This is a genomic window from Facklamia sp. P12932 (genome assembly GCF_050409545.1).
Taxonomy (GTDB): domain Bacteria; phylum Bacillota; class Bacilli; order Lactobacillales; family Aerococcaceae; genus Facklamia.
The window spans coordinates 17,936-37,531 of record NZ_JBNUPG010000011.1 but is presented as its reverse complement, the minus strand read 5'-3'; the positions used below and the strand labels follow the sequence as shown (position 1 = coordinate 37,531).

Below are 19,596 nucleotides of genomic sequence, written 5' to 3'. Positions count from 1 at the left end.
TTTCTTATTCTATCAGACGCCTTCATCTATTAAAAGATATCTTCTAATCAATAGCTTTCACTACTATAAAAAGACCTCCCTTTAAAAGAATAGGGAAGTCTTTTAAATTTCTATTTAAAAAATTTGTTTACAGCTCTTTTTGCTGCTAAAACACCTAATAGATAGCCCAAAACCAGCAAAATACCAGATATATACAAGATATTAGGATAAATAGGCATGGCATACTCCGGATTAAAAGCCAGTAACTCTTGAGCCAGGCTAAGGATTGCTTGGTAGGAAAAATATAAAACAATACTGGCTATGGCAGCGCCTATAATTCCTACACTTCCCCCTTCAATAACGAAAGGTGCCTTTATATAAGATTTTTTTGCACCTACCAGCTCCATGATTTCAATTTCTCTTGAGCGCGACTGAATAGTTACTTTAATTGTGTTGGAGATAAGTAAGATAGCTATCAGAATAAAAACAGCTCCTAAAATAGCTATAGCATATCGCATAATTTCAATTGTTTGGATCAAGCTCTCAAGATTGACTGAACCAATATTAGCACTTTGAACCCATTTTAATTTTTGAACTTTTTTGGTTACTTGCTCTAATGAATTAGCTGAATTTACAGTGACTAAGTACATATTGTTAAGAGGATTTTGATCCATTAAAACATCAAAATCTTCTGTAATAACTTCTTGGTAAGACTCTAATTCTTCTTCTGCCGACCGATAGACAACTTTAACAACATTATCCATCGCTGCAATTTCATCACCAAGTTTTCTCTCATCAGCAACCTCTGCTAAAGGATCAATCATCACTCGTACTTGAATCTCATTTTCAATCGTTTCTGTCAATTGATTAATATTCAATACGAGAACAAAAAAGGTGCCTAATAAAAATAAAGTTAGACTCATAACTACGATTGATGCAGAAGTCAGCCAGCCATTTCGAAATAAATTTCTCATTCCGTCTCTAAAATGACGAATACGGGATCTAATCCATTTCATTTTTTACACCTCTTTTTATATCTCTTACCAATCTACCTTGGTGCATTTGTAAAATTCGGTGAGGGTGGGAGTTAACGATATTATCATTATGAGTTCCCATTAGAATAGTTACTCCAGAGCGATTAACTTTTTCTAAAGCTCGCATTATCAAAACCGCACTGGTTGGATCTAAATTACCCGTCGGTTCATCCGCCACAAGCACTTGAGGACGATTAGCTAAAGCTCTCGCTATGGAAACCCTTTGTTGCTCTCCACCTGACAACTCGTTCGGTAATTGATGCATTTTAGACTTTAAACCAACGATATCAAGAACTTCCAACACACGTTTTTTAATTTTCTTTTTACTCTCTCCTGTAACTTCTAATGCATAAGCAATGTTTTCAGCTACTGTAAATTGGTGTAAAAGTTTGAAATCTTGGAAAACTACACCAACTTGCCTTCGTAATAGGTGAACTTTCCTTTCAGCTAAGTCATGCGCTTTAAACTGATTAACAATCACTTGTCCGCTTGTAACTTTTTCTTGACGATTTAACAATTTCATCAGCGTAGACTTCCCCGAACCACTAGGTCCTACTAAATAAACAAATTCTCCCTTATTTATCTCGAGACTCACATCTTTAACAGCCCATATTCCATTACCATACTGTTTGCTCGCTTTAATTAGCTTAATCAACAATTTCACCTCACATACTAGTAATTCTTCACTCTTTATTACTTATTTTTCTTCTTGGATATTCCACCTTAAGTAAGCATCAATAAAAGGATTTAATTCTCCATCCATTACAGCGTCGATATTCCCCGTTTCATAATTCGTTCGATGGTCTTTTACCATTGAATAAGGGTGGAAAACATAGGACCTGATTTGTGAACCCCAGGCATTATCTTTTTGCTCACCTTTTATCGCTTGTAATTCAGCTTCTTTTTCTTCCACTTCTTTTTGATAAAGTTTTGCTTTCAAGAGGCTCATAGCTTGCTCTTTATTTTGAATTTGTGAACGATTGGATTGACTTTGAGTAACAATTCCTGTCGGAAGATGTGTAATTCGAACGGCAGAAGAAGTTTTGTTTATATGTTGTCCGCCAGCTCCTGAAGCTCTATAAGTATCGATACGTAAATCTTCAGGATTTACTTCTAGCTCAATCGAACCATCAATCATCGGAGTAACATCAATTGAACAAAAGGAAGTGTGTCTGCGCGCATTAGAATCGAAAGGCGATATCCGTATGAGACGATGAACCCCTTTTTCCGACTTCAGATGTCCATAAGTTTTATAGCCAGAAACCTCAAAAGTAGCGCTTTTAATGCCTGCTTCATCCCCATTTTGATAATCTATAAATGTTATCGCATAATGATTGTGACTCGCCCAGCGTTCATACATTCTCAACAACATTTCGCCCCAATCTTGGGATTCTGTCCCTCCCGCTCCTGGGTGAATTTCCATAATCGCATTGAGATGGTCATGATCTCCCGACAAAAGAAGAGATAGTTGATAATCATCAATTTGTTTATTGAGTAAGACCAGCTTTTCTTCTAGCTCTTTTTGTAATTCAGGATCTTGGCCTTCTTCAATAAGCTCTAGTCCAATCATTGCATCATCCAGTCCTTCTTCTAATTGATAAAAAGAGTTTTTTTCGAGTTTACATTTATTTAATTCTTGAATTAAAGATTGAGCAGCTTGATTATCGTCCCAAAAATCTTCCTTTAACATCTTCGATTCCATTTCAGCAACGTCTGCTTCCAATTTATCGATGTCAAAGGGACCCCCTTATTTTTTCAATATTAAGTTGGGCTGATTCTATTTGGTCCTTAATTTCATATATTTCCATCATATCACCTTACTTTTTAAAATTGACACAAAAGGTCCTTTGGAGTTAATCCGCAGGACCTTTGCTATTCTGTCATATTAGCCTTTTAATGTTTTTACACTTTGGTGTTTAGGCATTGAACTTGGTTTTACCCGAGGGCTTGTGGAATTAACTTGCTCCCTCTCCAAATTCTGACGAATTTGTGCCTTCATTATGAATCGAGTGATGTCATATTCAATTGCAGCAATCATTTCTTGGAAGCGATCAAAGCCTTCTGTTTGATATTCTGTTAGTGGGTTCGTTTGAGCGTATGCTCTTAGACCAACACCTTGACGTAAATGATCCATCGCATCAATATGGTCTGTCCATTTCGAATCAACCACACGCAAAATAATTACTTTTTCAAATTCTAAAACTTGTTCAGGACCATTTAGTAAAGCAATTTTCTCATCAAAAGCCGACACAGATTCATTATACAAATAATTTATTAATTCTTCTCTGCTCTTACGTTCTAAGTCTTTTATTGAGATTTTTTCTGGACTAAATAATGTATTGTGAACGAAGTCCAATAGACTGTCTAAATTCCAATCCTTTTCATCGTTTTCAGTAGCATAGGCCACTTCACGCTCGATGGTCCGTTTAATCATTGCTTTAATATGAGGTGTTAAGGTTTCTTCTTCATTAATCACCGCCAATCTTTGACCATAAATAACTTCTCTTTGCTCACGCATAACTTCATCGTACTCTAAAACACTCTTACGAGTATCGTAATTATTACCTTCCACTCTCTTTTGGGCTGATTCAACTTGACGAGATAACATCTTACTTTGAATAGCAAGATCTTCTCCTTCATTGTTGTCGTCTGTCATATTCAGTTTTTCCCAAACCTTTTGAATTCTGTCTGATCCGAAACGACGCATCAAATCATCTTCTAGTGATAAATAGAATTGTGATGCCCCGGGATCTCCTTGACGTCCTGCCCGTCCACGTAACTGGTTATCAATTCGACGTGATTCGTGACGTTCAGTTCCGATAACAGCGAGTCCGCCTACTTCTTTAACTCCTGATCCTAACTTAATGTCGGTTCCCCGTCCAGCCATATTGGTCGCAATGGTTACCGCACCTCTTTGACCGGCAGCCATAACAATTTCAGCTTCTTTAAAGTGATTTTTAGCATTCAAGACTTCATGAGGAATACCTTCTTTTGTTAATAATTTTGATAGGTACTCTGAAGTTTCTACAGCCACTGTCCCTACTAAAATAGGTTGCCCTTTAGCATGACGTTCTTTGATTTCTTCTACGACGGCAGCAAATTTAGCTTTTAAGTTTGGATAAAGCAAATCTGGGTGGTCTTTTCTAATAACTGGTCGATTGGTTGGGATTGAAACGACGTTAATATTGTAAATTTCTCTAAATTCTTCTTCTTCCGTCTTAGCCGTTCCCGTCATTCCAGATAATTTTTCATACATACGGAAGTAGTTTTGGAAAGTAATCGTTGCCATTGTCTTGGACTCATCTTGGATTTCAACATTTTCTTTTGCTTCAATCGCTTGGTGAAGTCCATCTGAATAACGACGACCGTCCATAATACGACCTGTAAATGGATCGACAATCTTAACTTCCTCTTCGTCTACCACATAGTCAATATCATGAATCATAATGTAATTTGCGCGTAAAGCTTGATCAATATGATGAACCAGTGATGAATTTTCAACATTATACAGGTTTTCTAAGCGAAAGATTTTTTCAGCCTTGTCAACTCCAATATCTGTTAAAACAATTGACTTAGAAGTCAAATCAATGGTGTAGTCTTCTTCTTCTTTCAATCCCTTAACAAAATAATCTGCTCGATTATAGAGGGCTGTCGATTTCTCACCTTGACCAGAAATAATCAACGGTGTACGAGCCTCATCAATTAAGATAGAGTCCACTTCGTCTACTACCGCAAAATATAATGGTCTTTGAACCATTTGAGACTTGTAAACAACCATATTATCTCTTAAATAGTCAAAACCTAATTCGTTATTTGTAGAATAAGTCACATCACAAGCATATGCTTCACGCTTTTGAGCAGCGTTCATTGAGTTTAGATTTAAGCCGACTGTTAAGCCTAAAAAGCGGAAAACTTCTCCCATTTCTTTAGAGTCACGAGTTGCTAAATAATCGTTAACAGTAACAACATGAACCCCTTTACCTGACAAAGCGTTTAAATAAACAGGCATTGTCTCTGTCAAAGTTTTACCTTCACCGGTTTTCATTTCAGCAATATCACCCTTATGAATGACAAAGCCGCCTTGAATTTGGACACGATAGGCCAATAAGCCTAATACTCGATAAGCAGCTTCTCTTACAACAGCAAATGCCTCTACCTGAATATCATCTAAACTTTTTCCACTAGCTAATTTATCTTTTAAAATAGTAGTTTGGGCACGCAGTTCTTCATCAGTCATCGTGCGGTAATCTTCTTCTAAGTCGATTACCTGGTCAGCTAATTTTCCGGTTCTTCTCAATTCAGCATTATCATTTTCAATTAAATTTTTTAAAAAGTTGGCCATTAATATGCTCCTTTAATTCCCATAATCCTCATTTACCCATTCCATGAATAAATTTTCTCACTGTAACATTGTATCATTAAAAACTCGACTTTCAAACATTTTTATCTGCTAGTGTATTGTAAAAGTTTAATTCCTTCTGCTTTTTAACAATAAAAAATGAAGAGCATTGATAAGCTCTTCATTTAACATTTGATATTCACTATATTCTAAGGATACAACTTAATCTTAATCCATTCTCGCTGTTTCAATTAATCCATATCGACCATCTTTACGGCGGTAAACGATATTAATTTCGTTTGTTTCTCCTTCTTTATATACGAAGAAGTCATGGCCTAGCATATTCATTTGTAAGACTGCTTCTTCTGAATCCATCGGTTTTAAAGCAATTCGCTTTGAACGAACTATTTGTAAATCGGGTTCGCTTTCATCTTCATGATTATTTACATTTGAAGCTTGTACCAAATCTGATGTAGTTATTCCTTCGAAGCCTTTTTCACGTGATTTGCGATTAATTTTAGTCTTATATTTCCGTACTTGTCGCTCTAATTTATCAACTACAAAATCAATACTCGCATATAAATCAGGTGTTGTCTCTTCAGCTCTGAGCACTAAGAAAGATAAAGGAATAGTTACTTCTGCCTTTGCTGTTTTATCAGGATAAACCCTCAAATTTACATAGGCAGTTGCATTCGGTACATCATTGAAAAAACGCTCAAGTTTTGAAACTTTCTTTTCGGCGTATTCTCGAATAGCTTGAGTAACCTCGATATTTTCTCCACGAACATTATAGTTAAACATAAATATCCCTCATTTCCTCTCTATTTGGTCTAAGGCTAATGAGCCATAAACCCAAAAGCTATTACTAGCTTAAAATTATTATAACACATGCCCACATCGATTGAAAGCGCTACACATTCTAAGCAAGTGATTGATTTCTTGCTAAAGTAATACTTTTTAAATCCATTTCTTCTTTAGCAATAGCTTCAAAATGTTGAACTATCTCTAATTTTGCTTGTATCATAGTTGCCCCTGTTGTATAAACATCATCAAAAATCATTAGACCTTTCTTTTCTTTTAATTTTTCTTTTTCTATATTTATCCAAGCAAATGGACGATTGAGTGTTAAACGATCTTTTCGACTTTTTGCTGCTTGTCTAATTTCATTTCCAATGTAATGGAAGGGACAACAATAAGGGATGTGGGCTATTTCTAATAAATATGCGGTCGGATGAAACAATCTCCTTTTCAAGCTTGATTCAGAGCTAGGTAAAATTAACCAAAGGTAGTTTGGATAGTGTTTATATGTTTTCTTTAAGACATGCTTCATTACATTCGCCATCCGGCAATCTCCATCATATTTATAACGAGTGATCCAATTTTTAAAACCAGCATTGTAGTCAAATAAGGCTTGATTGTTTATTAGCTTTAGAGGATATTTTTGGCGCCAGCGATAACAATCTAGACAGTAATTCTCATCAGTATCTTTGATTCTATAAGTAGTTTGATAGTGGTTGCTACCATCTAATTTTCTTCCACAGGCTCTGCAACTTTCACTCTGATAATGATAAGGAACGAATGATTTTAAACAGTCTGAACACAATGGTTCAAATTCAATAGCTTGCCAGGAAAATAACTGTTGCCAACTTAAATCACGTTGGTAATTTTTCTGGCACATCAAACAGACCCTTTCATCAAGCATTTGCATTTAAAAGTCCTCTCTTGCTCGCTAACTGATTCATTCCCTTAATTTCTATAGCCGCTCTTTTCATTTCTTTTGTAATACCATAATGACCAAAAACAACTTTACCTGATGGATAAGCAGCCTTCCTTCCTACCCTGCCACTCATTTGAACTAAAGCTGATTTAGAGAAAAGAGGGTCCTCAGCACCAAGGACAAACACATGACAGTTTTCAAAAGTTACTCCCCTTTCAAGAATAGATGTAGAGATTAGTATGTCATAATGACCTTTGCGCATTTTTTCTACCTTTTGATGTCTTAGAGGATCTGTTGAATATACATAGGTAAGTCTAAGGCCTTTAAAAAGTTTCTCTAACCAGTCAGATAATAGAATTGCCAACTTGATATTGGCTATAAAAATTAGTTTTCGACCTTCAAGCGCAATAAAATGTTTTAGGCTTAAGAGAAGTTTGGAATTCTTTTGTTGATTTACTAAGTTAGTTTTCCAATCTCCCAACCACAAAAATATGGGTTCAACCAAAGGAAAACCATGAAATCGCGCTGGTAAAATGGTCTGGTGAATCAAGCCTTTTTTGACCGCTTCCACAATTTTTTTATCCGGTGTTGCTGTCAGAAAGATTAATTTACCCTTCTTTTTAACTGCTCGATTTACCGCGAAATGTAAACTCTCATTATCAACATAGGGAAAGGCATCTACTTCATCCACTATTACTAGGTCAAAGGCTTGAAAAAACCTTAGCAACTGATGGGTAGTTGCTATTAAAATTTCACAGGGCTCATATTTTGTTTCACTCTTTCCATGAAGCAAAAGAACTTTGACCGAATTAAAAGCAGCTTTAATTCTTGGAAAAAGTTCAATGCACACGTCAACTCTTGGAGAGACTAAAGCTATCTTTCCATCCTTTCTTAATATTTCATCGATTATTGGAAAAAGCATTTCTGTTTTACCAGCTCCCGTTACAGCATGGATTAAATGTGGGTGACTACTATCATCCAATTGTTCCGCAACTTCTTGTGAAGCCTTATTTTGCTGTGGCGAAAGTTTCCCTTGCCAGGTGAGAAAGGATTTTTGATTTCTTATAGTTAAAGGTTGATTGTTTGGTAAATAATAAAGCAAATCGTTACTACAAATTCGTCCCATTTGAAGACACGAACAACAATATATAATCTTCTTTTTATTAAAATAAAACTTATAGTATTGTTGTTGATCTTGACAATTGCACCTGGAACAAAGGATGTGCTTTTGTTTTATTTGTATAGCAGGCATTGCGTGTAGATGATTAAATATCGTCTCTAATTTCCAGCTGGATTGAGAAAGAAATTTATCCCAGATTATTGTTACTTCTCTTTGAGTCATTAATTGACCAATAAAATACTCTTTCCACTCCATCAAAAAAATCTCCTTCCATGTCTTTTTATAAAGTACACAGAAGGAGAATAATTAGTGCTATTATTTACTTGTTTAATTAGGATCGTAATTAGGCATTATGGCCAAGCCAATACAACCTTTTCCGGTATGTGTACCGATAACAGGGCCGATCGAGTTAATTTCTATATCAGAGATCGTTAACTCTTTTTCAATTAATTCTACAACCACACTACATTCGTCTTTAGCATTGGCATGTGTCATCATAAGCTGAATACCTTGGGGATATGATTCAATTGCTTCTTTAATTAGTTGAATCCATCTAGCATACACCTTTTTATTAGTACGGATTTTTTCAAAGAGAAGAATATTTCCTTCCTCATCAAAATGCAATAAAGGACGAATTTTAAGCAATTGGCCTAGTGTAGCAAAACCTGCATTTAAACGTCCACCTTTAACTAGGCTCTCTAACTCTTCGACCATCAAATAAGTTTGTGTATGATTTGCTTGCCAAGTTAGTTCAGCCACGATATCTTCTAATTCCTTATCCGCTTCGAGTCCTTTTAAGGCTTTCCTTGCCAAACCTTCAATGACTATGCATGAAGACTTAGAATCGATAATATAACTTTGAATACGATCTTGGTATTCAGTTAGTACCGATTGCGCTAAAGCTAAAGTTCCTGATATTTTTGAAGATAGATGGATAGCTATGACTGCTTGAAAACCTTCTTCAACAATCTGATCCATCAATTGGTAGTAGTCACCTGGATGTGGTTGAGAAGATTTAGGTAATCGATCACTTTTTTCCATATACTGATAAAACCGCGTCTGCTCATCAATATCAGATGAATCTTTAAAAACAGTCCCATCATCAAAAATAACACTAAGATCGACTTGAAAAATGTTTGATTGACTGGCTATTTCCTGGTTTAAATATGCTGTAGAATCTACTATAATTGCTGTTTTCATTTTTCACTACCATTCCCTGTCTGACTAATAATCAGTTGTTTTTTAAATATGTTACACTGTTTAAAGAATCTATATGTTATCTATTATCCTAACATAAATGAAAGGAAAGCTATATGTTTAATTATTTAAGTATCCAAAAAGAAATTGTACATGAAATTGAAATAAAAAAATCTCGTTTTATTTGTTTTCTGTTTCCAATCAAAAGTGAAGAAGAATTTAATCAACACTTGCTTAGTATACAAAAAAAGCATTATAAAGCAAATCACCACTGCTATGCTTTTAGTTTAGAGGCTGACTCAAGTATTCAACGCATGAGTGACGATGGCGAACCAAGTGGTACAGCAGGTCTACCAATGCTTGAAGTTCTTAAAAAAGAGGAATTAACTTTTGTCGCAGCCATTGTTGTTCGCTATTTTGGTGGAAACAAGTTAGGTGCAGGTGGTTTAATTCGCGCTTACACCCAAGTAGTTAGTGAAAGCTGCCAATTGGCCAATAAAATTAAAAATGTTAACCAGACCCTTCTTCAAATTGAAATGGATTATGCACAGCTTGATCGCTTTAATCATAATCTTGCTCAAATGCCTGGCTTACCTTCTGTTCTAACCATCGAATATCTCGAAAAAATTCAAATGACAATCGCTATTCATTCTGACTTCCTAAAGGAATTTGATAGCTATTTAGTCAATTTTTTAAGTGGACAAGTTAAAATAGACAGTTTAGGTAATCGAGATATAAATATACCTTTTAAAACTTAAAAAGATTCATTTGTTTGGAGACTCTTTTCCAATATGCACAGTAAAATAAACCATTGCTACAATCAATACCATTGTCATCACCCATATCAGCCACTTTAAATTAGGAAAGGCATGGAGGGCTAGGGTAATCAATGAAAAAACGGCAGATAAAGCCATCATCATTTTATTGATTGAACTTTCATTATAACCCCTTCGCAGTAACCGATGATGGATATGCTCTTTGTCTCCTTCAGTAACCGGGGTTCGTTGGTGTAAACGCCTCATGAAGGCAAAAACAGTATCAAAAAGTGGAACAGCAAATAAAAGTATTGGAAAAATAAAAGAGTAAAGACTGGCGTTTTTTAGATTAGTAACGGTTAAACTAGCGTACATAAATCCAATAAATAAAGCCCCAGTATCTCCCAACATAATTTTAGCAGGTGGCCAATTAAATATTAAAAAACCAGCAATTGCTGCAAATAAAAATAACAACTTTAATACAAAATCCAATTGAATGGTTAAAGAAAAACCTAAAGTTATTATAACCATTGAAAAAAGACTCACCAGGCTAACACTTGAAGCTAGGCCATCAATCCCATCTAATAAATTTAATGCATTAGTTACTAAATAAATCCATACTATGGTTAAGAGATATTTCAAACCATTAAAAAGTAATGGGTCTTCAAAATTAATGAGTTGAGATGAAAAAGAAATGTCACTATAAAAATAGACATAATGACAGGCGATTAAAATACCGATTGATTTTTTTAAAGCAGATAAATTTAACCTATCATCTAAAACGCCCGTTACAAGGATAATTAAGGAGGCTACAAAAAGACTCCCTTGCTTATCCCAAAGAGTAAAAGGATTTAATAAGTAATAGCTTAACCAATATGCCATAAATACAGCAATACCACCGTAAGCAGGTGGTGTTTTTTTGCTATTATTCTCTCTATTCTTAAAATCAAGGGGCTTTGTAAAATTAAGCAACTTTAATAAGGAATAGGAAAATGCTAATGACAATATGAAAGCAAGCACTACCCTCATTATTATTTCCAGTACAATGGACATTATTTCATCTCCTTAAATCAAGATTCCCTCCAAAACTGATCAAAGACAGTGACTGGCAGATGGCGTTTATGTTGGCTACTTAAGTACCATTTTTCAATTATTGCTGCTTCATGGTCTTTTACTTCACGTCCTGTCAAATAACGATCAATGGTTTGATAAGAAACACCCAACGCTTCTTCATCGGATAACATAGGACGGTCTTCTTCTAAATCGGCTGTCGGTATTTTTTGATAAAGGTCTGCCGGACAGTTTAGGGACTGTAGCAACTGCTTACCCTGATCTTTGGTTAAGCGCCACAAAGGCATTACATCCGCTGCCCCATCTCCATATTTAGTAAAGAATCCTGTGACACTCTCTGCTGCATGGTCACTTCCTACTACAACACCTGAAAACTGTCCTGCTACCGCATATTGCATCACCATACGCTGTCTCGCTTTAATATTTCCTTTATTAAAATCGCTAACTTCAATTTGTTCTTTTTTCAAAGCTTGAACAACTCCTAAAGTCGCCTCTTCAATATTTAGATTTAAAATTCGGTCTGGTGCAATAAAATCTAGAGCCTTTAGTGCATCTTCTTCATCATTTTGGACAGCATAAGGAAGTCGTATAGCAATAAATTGATACTGGTTATCGTTTGTTTCAGTTCGGATTTCTTCAATAGCCATTTGCGATAATTTCCCTGCTAAAGTGGAATCTTGTCCTCCACTAATACCTAATACCAATGACTTTAAACCTGCATTTTGATAGAGATAATCTTTCAAAAAGTTAATAGATCGCCGAATTTCAGCTTCTGGTTCAATCCTTGGTGAAACTTTTAAATTCCCTATGATTTCTTTTTGCAATTGTCTCATATTATTCTCCTTATCAGAATTGATCTGTTTGAAACGCCTCAACTCTTAAATCAACTTGGTCGCGAACCTCTTGTATACTATCCATTTTCAAATCGTATAATTTTTGCGATAAATCAACTGGATAAACTTGTGGATTTAAAATGCGCTTATGCTCTTCCCATAAGCAGTTAATCTTATCCTCTGAATAATCTTTAATAGTTAATATATCTGGTAAATCATATACTTGCTGACCCTCTTTGTATATATCTATTAAAAGTGGACGCGCTTCAAAGTCCTTAACAGTTTTATTGATATAGGTATGAACTGGATGGAACATGAAAAGTTCCTCTAAAAGATCGGGCCTTTCATCTATTAAAGCAATATAGTCACCTTCCACCTTGCCATCTTTTTTTCGAGTAATTCGCCAAACTTGTTTCATACCGGGTGTAGTGATTTTTTCTGTATTGGAAGAAATTTTAATTGTCGGTACAATCTCACCTTTGTCATCTTCGATTCCAACTAATTTATAAACAGCACCTAGAGCAGGCTGATCATAAGAAGTTATTATTTTAGTTCCAATACCCCAATCGTTGATTTTTGCACCCTGCATTCGTAAGTTTAAAATGGTTTTTTCATCCAAATCATTGGAAGCTATTATGCGCGCTTCGGTGAAACCTGCTTCGTCCAATTGCTCACGAATTTTTTTTGATTGGTAAGCCATATCTCCCGAATCAATTCGAACACCGATAAAATTGATTTTGTCACCCATTTCTTTAGCTACTTTTATAGCGATAGGTATGCCTGAACGTAATGTGTCATAAGTATCTACTAAGAAGACGACATCACGATGCGTTTCAGCATAAGCTCTAAAAGCTTGATACTCATCTCGGTAAGCTTGTACCAAAGAATGAGCGTGAGTACCAGAAACAGGAATACCAAATAATTTCCCAGCCCTAACGTTTGAAGTTGAATCAAAGCCTCCAATAAAGGCTGCACGCGTTCCCCAAATAGCCGCATCCATTTCTTGCGCTCTTCTAGCACCAAATTCAGAAATTTTATCCCCTTCACCCACTACCGAACGAATACGTGATGCCTTTGTGGCAATTAAAGTTTGGAAATTTATTATATTTAAAATAGCTGTTTCAACTAATTGGCACTGACCAAGTGGTCCTTCAACTTGCATCAAAGGTTCGGTTGCATAACAAAGCTCGCCTTCTTGCATAGACCTAACAGATAACTCTAGTTTCATATCTGCCAAGTATTGAATAAATGTTTCGGGGTATATTTCTAAGCTTCTTAGATAATCCAAGTCAGTCGCTGAGAAATGAAATTGATTCAAATAGTGAACAACTCTTTCTAAACCAGCAAAAATAGCGTAGCCATTGTTAAAAGGGTTTTTGCGAAAGTAGACTTCAAAAACAGCCAGTTTTCGATCAATCCCTTTTTCCCAATATGTTTTCAACATATTGATTTGATAAAGATCGGTGTGGGTCATTAAGCTGTCATCAGAATATTTATAGATCATTTTAATCTCCTCAACTGAATAATTTTATTTATTGTATCATACTATTGCCCTCAATGTTGATTCAAAAAGAGTGCATAAGTTATAAGCTCATTATAAAAAAGCCTTTAGTTGAATGCTCAACTAAAGGTTTTTACTAATTACTCTTCTATGGTATTTTCTTCAGAAGTTTGCATGGCCTCCAAAGGAACCTGAATATTAAAGCTTTGACCATACTGGTCAAAGTCAAAATTAGCCGAAATACTTATAAGCTCTGGTAAGTTAGACCAGTCTGTTTGACTCACTGAATCGATAAAAACTTTAGGGTCTGTGTCAATCATAAAGAAAAAGTTCTTTATCAGCCCTGTCACACTCTCATATGTAACAGTCATTTGTGGATTCATATTAAAGAAATCTTCAAACATATCAGGATTCAAGAATTCCCCCAGAGATTCTTCATATTCTCGGTCGATGGGTTGTCCCAGATCTTCTGATTGATCAATCGCTTTGTTAGCTGATTGCTTAACCAACTGTTTTAAATCGATTGCCTTATCTAAATCATTGTAAAAGCTAGCTCCATTAATATCTTTTTTCAACTTAAAAAGATAATCTTGACCTTTTTCTTCAAATTCAAAGTATTTATCAATAAATGTTTTGGCCTCTGAAGTCATTTCGCTTTCTACTAAGCCATTTGATACATTTTTAAAGGATGCTTGAAGACTATCTAAGATATCTTCTTCTGATACCGTCCATTCTGAAGTCTTCCACTCTTTAGATTGAGTGTTGTAAATATAATTAAATCCTTCTTTAGCATAGCTTTCAAAACCTACAGCCTCTGAACCTACAAATGGAGAAACAATTTTTGCTACCATTTGTAAAGCGATCGGTTGAGCATTTACTAATGCGTCAATTTCTAGGTTTCCAAAATCACTGGTCATATTTTGCGAGGAAATTTTCACACCTACTGTACCTTCCATATGAAAGGATTGGAATTCTTGTTGGTTTGCTTTTACCGCCACATCTTGCCAAGCATCTGAAACTGTTTCTTGAGCACTCACATAAGACTGAGGGATTAGCAGCAGATTAACCATTATCATTAAAAAAAGTGTTTTTACCTTATTACGTTTATTCATAATATCCTCCTTATAATTTACTAGCAAAAGCCTAACATAAACAATAAACAACATCTAGAAATAGCTTACTCATAAATATGAATTTTGGATTGAAAATCCTTCCATGAAGGTTGGCAGAGATCTTCTTGGTCTAAACCTCTTGAAGAAACCTTATCAAATAATATTTTTAATGTTTGAAACAACAATTTAAAATCAAAGGCTAATGAGTAATTTTTAATATAGAGCAGATCAAAGTTTAATTTATTATTAAAGTCTGTAGCATATTTTCCATAGACTTGAGCATAGCCAGTGATTCCTGCACGTACATGATGACGCAATTCATAATAAGCATTTTCTTGACTAAATTGATTAACAAAAAAAGGACGTTCAGGTCGCGGTCCAACGAGCGACATATCACCTTTTAACACATTGATTAATTGTGGAAGTTCATCAATCCGAGTAGTGCGAATAAACTTTCCTACTCTCGTCACTCGTGAATCATTAGAACTAGCTAATACGGGTCCAGATTTTTCTTCAGCCGTTTGAGTCATTGAACGAAATTTTAAAATGTTGAAAGGTTTAGATCCTTTTGTAATTCTAACTTGACGATAAAAAATTGGTCCCTTACTGTCTAGTTTTACAGCTATGGCTGTTATTAACATGATAGGCGAAGCTAAAATTAATAAAAGAAGAGAAGAAGCAATATCAATCGTCCTTTTGATAATAGCTTGTTCAAAAGCAATTGAAAAAGTAGATACTTCAATTAAACTTTCATCTTCAAAGCTCATTATATTTGGATTAACCATCATTAAATTTGCAAAGTTAGTCGATAAAAAGAGCTTTTTGTTATTCCGCATCAAATAATCGTATATTTTTAGTCGTTCTGTTTCTTCGATATAACCAGTAAGGTAAACAATATCGACCGCATCCGATAATTTAACCACACGCTGGTAATAATCTGACAAGACTACATGAGTTACCTCATGTCTACGATTGGTCATTCTATCAAAATTAACCACTGCATTTAACGCCTTTTTATTCTCCCCTACGACTAAAACTCGTTTACGGCCAGATAATCGATGATAAAGGATGTAAGCTACAGCATTAAATAAATATACCAATATTGTCCCTACGAAAAGGTTAAGTAAAATAACAGATCGCGGAAAAGTTAGCCAAGACCCAGCATAAGTAACGGCCATCATAAAAAAAGACAAAAATAATTGAGATAGCATGGTAAAGTAGAAAAGGTCCATTAAAGTTTTATTATAAAATATATAGGTACCAAAGAAGAAGTTGATCAAAATAAAACCTATTGCTATCCAGAAATAACTTGATTCAAAAGCTATAAAATTTCTATAGGGAATTTGGCCTGAAAATTTTAAATAAAAGGATAATAGAATTCCTAAAAGACATACCAGTGAACCCATTATAACTACAACAAAGCGTAATAAATTATTCCATTCTTTTCGATGGTTCATAATAAAACCTCTTTCTTTCCGTTGGTTCTTACTCATTATACCGACTTCTTTAAAAAATAACCATCAACATTTAGTCTGATTAATTTTTACGCTCTCATATATTTGTATTGAAATAACTTAAGCTCGTCCCATCTAATTTAAAGATAGAACGAGCTTAAGCTTCAAATAAAAAATTTACAATTAAAGTCTACTCAATGATAGTGAATTTTTCATTGAAAAGAGGTGAAACAGAACGGTTCTCGTGAATACGTTTAATTGCTTCAGCAATTAAGTGTGCAACAGACACAATTTCAATTTTATCAATTTTTTTGTCTTCAGGCAGTAGAATGGTGTCTGTAACAATTACCTTCTTGATAACAGAAGTTTGCAATCTTTCTAAAGCTGGCCCAGAAAGAACCGGGTGAGTACAGGTGGCATAAACTTCTTTGGCTCCACGATCAATCAAAGCTTGAGCAGCGATTGTAATTGTTCCTGCCGTATCAATCATGTCATCAATTATCACTGCTGTTTTATCTTTAACATCTCCAACAATACTCATCACTTCTGCAACGTTAGGACGTGGGCGACGTTTATCAACAATAGCAATTGGTGCCTTTAAAAATTCTGCTAGTTTTCGTGCACGAGTTACGCCGCCATGGTCAGGTGATACAACAACAACATCATCGCCAAAAAGTTTGTTATCAATAAAGTAATTTGCCAGTAAAGGAGCACCTAATAAATGATCTACAGGTATATCGAAAAACCCTTGAATTTGGGCAGCGTGTAAATCCAATGCCACTACACGGTCTGCTCCTGCTTGCTCTAACATATTTGCTACCAATTTAGCTGTAATTGGTTCACGAGACTGTGCTTTACGGTCTTGACGTGCATAACCATAGTAAGGAAGCACTACATTGATTGTTTTTGCTGATGCGCGACGCAAAGCATCAATCGTAATTAATAATTCCATTAAATTATCATTAACTGGTGAGGAGGTCGATTGTACGATATATACATGTGCCCCCCTAGTCGATTCATCAATATTTACACGTATCTCTCCATCAGCAAACCTAGATAAAGAAATTTCACCTAATTCTACTCCAACAGCTTTTGCAATTGCTGCCGCTAACTTTTCGTTAGAACTTAATGCAAAGATCTTTAATTTTGGATCCTTATAGTGTTCACTTGCCAACCAAATCCCTCTTTCCTTAAATTTATTTATTGATGTATTTAGTCCAATAACCTAACTTATTAACCTGTTCGCTACGTGAAATAGCTAAGGCTTCCGCTTCAACATCCTTTATAATAGTTGAACCAGCAGCTATAAAGGCACGGTCCCCAATCTCAAGTGGAGAGACGATATTAGAGTTACTTCCAAGAAATACTTGATCGCCGACTTTCGAACGATATTTTCTTTTACCATCATAGTTACAAAAAATAACACCACAGCTTACATTGACATCTTTTCCTAATTCAGCATCACCGATATAGGCTAAGTGACCTGCTTTGGTATCTTTACCTAGTTGAGAATTTTTAACTTCAACAAAATTCCCAATACGGACGCCCTCTGCCAAATAGCTATTCGGTCTTAAATGCGCAAAAGGTCCTATTTTTGCTTTATCTTCAACCTTTGATTTCTCAATAACTGACTGAGTAATTATTACTGAGTCCCCTACTTGGCTATCTACAATCTCACTGTTGGCACCAATTCTTACTGATTTACCAATAAATGTTTCGCCCTTAAGCTGAACTCCCCCCTCAATCACCGTATCTTCACCAATTTTTACATCCGCTTCAACATAAGTCATTTCAGGATTAATAAAGCTCACGCCATTTCGCATATGATTTGTAATGATACGTCGGTTCATTAGCTGCTGAGCTTTAGAAAGCGCTACTCGATCATTCACTCCAATTGATTCTGCAAAATCATCCATATTAAAAGCATGAACTTTTTTTCCTTGTTTTTGAAGAATTTCAATAATATCTGGTAAATAATACTCGCCCTGGGCATTCCGATTGCTCACTGATTTCAAAGCTTTAAACATACTTAAATTATCAAAAATGTAGGTCCCTGTATTAATCTCATCTATAATAAGTTCTTTTGACGAAGCGTCTTTTTGCTCCACAATTTTAAGAACTTGGCCTTCATCATCACGAACAATTCGACCATAACCAGTAGGATCTGAGGTTCTTGCAGTCAAAACGGTTGCTTTTGAACCTGTGCTTTCATGATGCTCAAAGAGTTTAGTTAATGTTTCTCCTGACAATAAGGGTGTATCTCCACATATAACTAAGGTACTTCCTTTTTCATTTGCCAGAAGATTCTCAGCTTGGAGTACTGCATGACCTGTTCCTAATTGCTCGGATTGAAAAGCAAAATCAGTGAGGTTTTTTAATTCTTCTTTCACTAAATCTGCCCCATTACCAACAATAGTTACGATCTGCTCGGCACGACTTTCCAAGACTGATCGAACAACATGTTCTGCCATGGAAATTCCACTAATTTTATGGAGAACTTTAGGTAAGGCTGACTTCATGCGTGTACCTTTGCCAGCTGCTAAAATAACCGCCATTCTTTTCATTCACTCACACTCCTTCTATCTGCGACATTTACCCTTATATTATATCTATTTAAGGACCATATGGCTATGCAGTTTCCTAATTAAAAAAATTTCCTGCTTCAATTTCCAATTGATAATGACCTAACTCATTGTTATAACGTAATTGAGTTTCAAAAAGAGCGTGATAATTTGGAATACTCATTCGATTTTTTACCTTATTCTCTGCAAAAACGCATATTCCAGCTGCTTGCGAATCAAATTCTTCAATTAAATTTAAAAGCCCTGTTAATGTTCCGCCATTACGAAGAAAATCATCCACAATTAATACACGACTTTGCGATTGCAAAGCTGACTTCGAGAGTTCCATTTTCTTAACAGTCTGCGTAGAACCCGAAGTATAATTAATCGAAATAGTTGATCCTTCTCCAGAGGTAGATTCTCGACGTACCACAACATAAGGTTTGTTTAGATATAATGCTACTGCCGCTGCTAATCCTATCCCTTTAGCTTCTATGGTAAGAATGGTATCAATCTCTTTATCTGCATATTTAGCTGCAATAAGTTGAGCAATCGGATTTAAAACACTCGGATCTTGTAGTAGGTCATTCACGAAAATATAGTTTCCTGGGAGAATTCTCTTACCTTGAGAGAGTCGCTCTTTTACTTGACGCTGAATAATTTCAACTTCCTCTCCCGACAGATGTGGACGAAAAATAACACCTCCTGTTTTACCAGTCAATGTTTCAAGTTGCCCTAGTTGCATTTCATCAAAAACTCCTCTGACCATTCCCAAATCTTCACTAATTGATGATTTAGCACATTGAAATTTATGCGCAAAATCTTGTAAGTTTAAGAGTTGGTTGGGATTATTCATTAGTTGTTGGGTAATTGCTATTAAGCGCTGGTTTCGTTTATATTTTTTTATCATTTATAAAAAGCCT

The 19,596-nt window shown here is 35.3% G+C and carries 17 protein-coding genes; 1 reads left to right on the top strand and 16 read right to left on the bottom strand.

Translation table 11 applies throughout. The annotated features are described in order from the left end of the window. Positions 1–110: 110 nt before the first annotated feature. From ftsX to ACQV2P_RS05840, 8 genes are all read right to left on the bottom strand, one after another. Entirely contained in the window at positions 111–995 is an 885-nt protein-coding gene (ftsX, locus tag ACQV2P_RS05875) for a permease-like cell division protein FtsX (RefSeq protein ID WP_428875491.1), read from the bottom strand. Next, positions 982–1,668, bottom strand: a complete 687-nt coding sequence (ftsE, locus tag ACQV2P_RS05870; protein WP_428874178.1) for a cell division ATP-binding protein FtsE — start codon at positions 1,666–1,668, stop codon at positions 982–984. The genes ftsX and ftsE overlap by 14 nt, the downstream gene beginning before the upstream one ends. Positions 1,669–1,710: 42 nt before the next feature. Further along, positions 1,711–2,821, bottom strand: a protein-coding gene (gene prfB, locus ACQV2P_RS05865; protein ID WP_428874177.1) for a peptide chain release factor 2 whose coding sequence is annotated in 2 segments (ribosomal slippage) — positions 1,711–2,748 and positions 2,750–2,821 — 1,110 coding nt in all. Because the reading frame shifts where the segments join, the coding sequence is not laid out codon by codon here. 77 nt (positions 2,822–2,898) lie between these two features. Continuing rightward, a complete protein-coding gene (gene secA, locus ACQV2P_RS05860; protein ID WP_428874176.1) occupies positions 2,899–5,355 on the bottom strand; it encodes a preprotein translocase subunit SecA in 2,457 nt (818 codons plus the stop codon). Between the two features lie 225 nt (positions 5,356–5,580). Continuing rightward, positions 5,581–6,153: a ribosome hibernation-promoting factor, HPF/YfiA family gene (hpf, locus tag ACQV2P_RS05855; protein ID WP_428874175.1), complete on the bottom strand. Its 573-nt coding sequence runs from the start codon at positions 6,151–6,153 to the stop codon at positions 5,581–5,583. A gap of 118 nt (positions 6,154–6,271) precedes the next feature. After that, positions 6,272–7,030, bottom strand: coding sequence for a ComF family protein (locus ACQV2P_RS05850; protein WP_428894741.1), 759 nt, complete (start codon positions 7,028–7,030; stop codon positions 6,272–6,274). Between the two features lie 16 nt (positions 7,031–7,046). After that, positions 7,047–8,444, bottom strand: a complete 1,398-nt coding sequence (locus ACQV2P_RS05845; RefSeq protein WP_428894740.1) for a DEAD/DEAH box helicase — start codon at positions 8,442–8,444, stop codon at positions 7,047–7,049. A gap of 72 nt (positions 8,445–8,516) precedes the next feature. Then, the gene (locus ACQV2P_RS05840; RefSeq protein WP_428894739.1) at positions 8,517–9,389 is read right to left on the bottom strand and encodes a DegV family protein; all 873 of its coding nucleotides are present in this window, start codon (positions 9,387–9,389) and stop codon (positions 8,517–8,519) included. Between the two features lie 113 nt (positions 9,390–9,502). Here ACQV2P_RS05840 and ACQV2P_RS05835 point away from each other — a divergent pair, with 113 nt between their 5' ends. Then, the gene (locus ACQV2P_RS05835) at positions 9,503–10,144 is read left to right on the top strand and encodes a YigZ family protein (RefSeq protein WP_428874171.1); all 642 of its coding nucleotides are present in this window, start codon (positions 9,503–9,505) and stop codon (positions 10,142–10,144) included. 6 nt (positions 10,145–10,150) lie between these two features. On the opposite strand, the gene ACQV2P_RS05830 is transcribed toward ACQV2P_RS05835, so the two are convergent. The 8 genes from ACQV2P_RS05830 to purR all read right to left on the bottom strand — a co-directional run bounded on the left by ACQV2P_RS05830 (position 10,151) and on the right by purR (position 19,583). After that, complete coding sequence (locus ACQV2P_RS05830) at positions 10,151–11,194, bottom strand: MraY family glycosyltransferase (RefSeq protein ID WP_428881991.1); 1,044 nt, start codon at positions 11,192–11,194, stop codon at positions 10,151–10,153. A gap of 17 nt (positions 11,195–11,211) precedes the next feature. Further along, complete coding sequence (nadE, locus tag ACQV2P_RS05825) at positions 11,212–12,045, bottom strand: ammonia-dependent NAD(+) synthetase (protein ID WP_428874169.1); 834 nt, start codon at positions 12,043–12,045, stop codon at positions 11,212–11,214. 13 nt (positions 12,046–12,058) lie between these two features. Then, a complete protein-coding gene (locus tag ACQV2P_RS05820; RefSeq protein ID WP_428874168.1) occupies positions 12,059–13,549 on the bottom strand; it encodes a nicotinate phosphoribosyltransferase in 1,491 nt (496 codons plus the stop codon). A 137-nt stretch (positions 13,550–13,686) separates the two neighbouring features. After that, positions 13,687–14,658 carry a hypothetical protein gene (locus tag ACQV2P_RS05815; RefSeq protein WP_428894738.1) on the bottom strand — a complete coding sequence of 324 codons (972 nt, stop codon included), beginning with the start codon at positions 14,656–14,658 and terminating at the stop codon, positions 13,687–13,689. A 65-nt stretch (positions 14,659–14,723) separates the two neighbouring features. Then, positions 14,724–16,115: a sugar transferase gene (locus tag ACQV2P_RS05810; RefSeq protein ID WP_428874195.1), complete on the bottom strand. Its 1,392-nt coding sequence runs from the start codon at positions 16,113–16,115 to the stop codon at positions 14,724–14,726. Between the two features lie 187 nt (positions 16,116–16,302). After that, positions 16,303–17,286: a ribose-phosphate diphosphokinase gene (locus ACQV2P_RS05805; RefSeq protein ID WP_428874165.1), complete on the bottom strand. Its 984-nt coding sequence runs from the start codon at positions 17,284–17,286 to the stop codon at positions 16,303–16,305. Positions 17,287–17,308: 22 nt separating this feature from the next. Next, entirely contained in the window at positions 17,309–18,676 is a 1,368-nt protein-coding gene (gene glmU, locus ACQV2P_RS05800; protein WP_428874164.1) for a bifunctional UDP-N-acetylglucosamine diphosphorylase/glucosamine-1-phosphate N-acetyltransferase GlmU, read from the bottom strand. A 76-nt stretch (positions 18,677–18,752) separates the two neighbouring features. Further along, positions 18,753–19,583, bottom strand: coding sequence for a pur operon repressor (gene purR, locus ACQV2P_RS05795; protein WP_428874163.1), 831 nt, complete (start codon positions 19,581–19,583; stop codon positions 18,753–18,755). Positions 19,584–19,596: the final 13 nt, after the last annotated feature.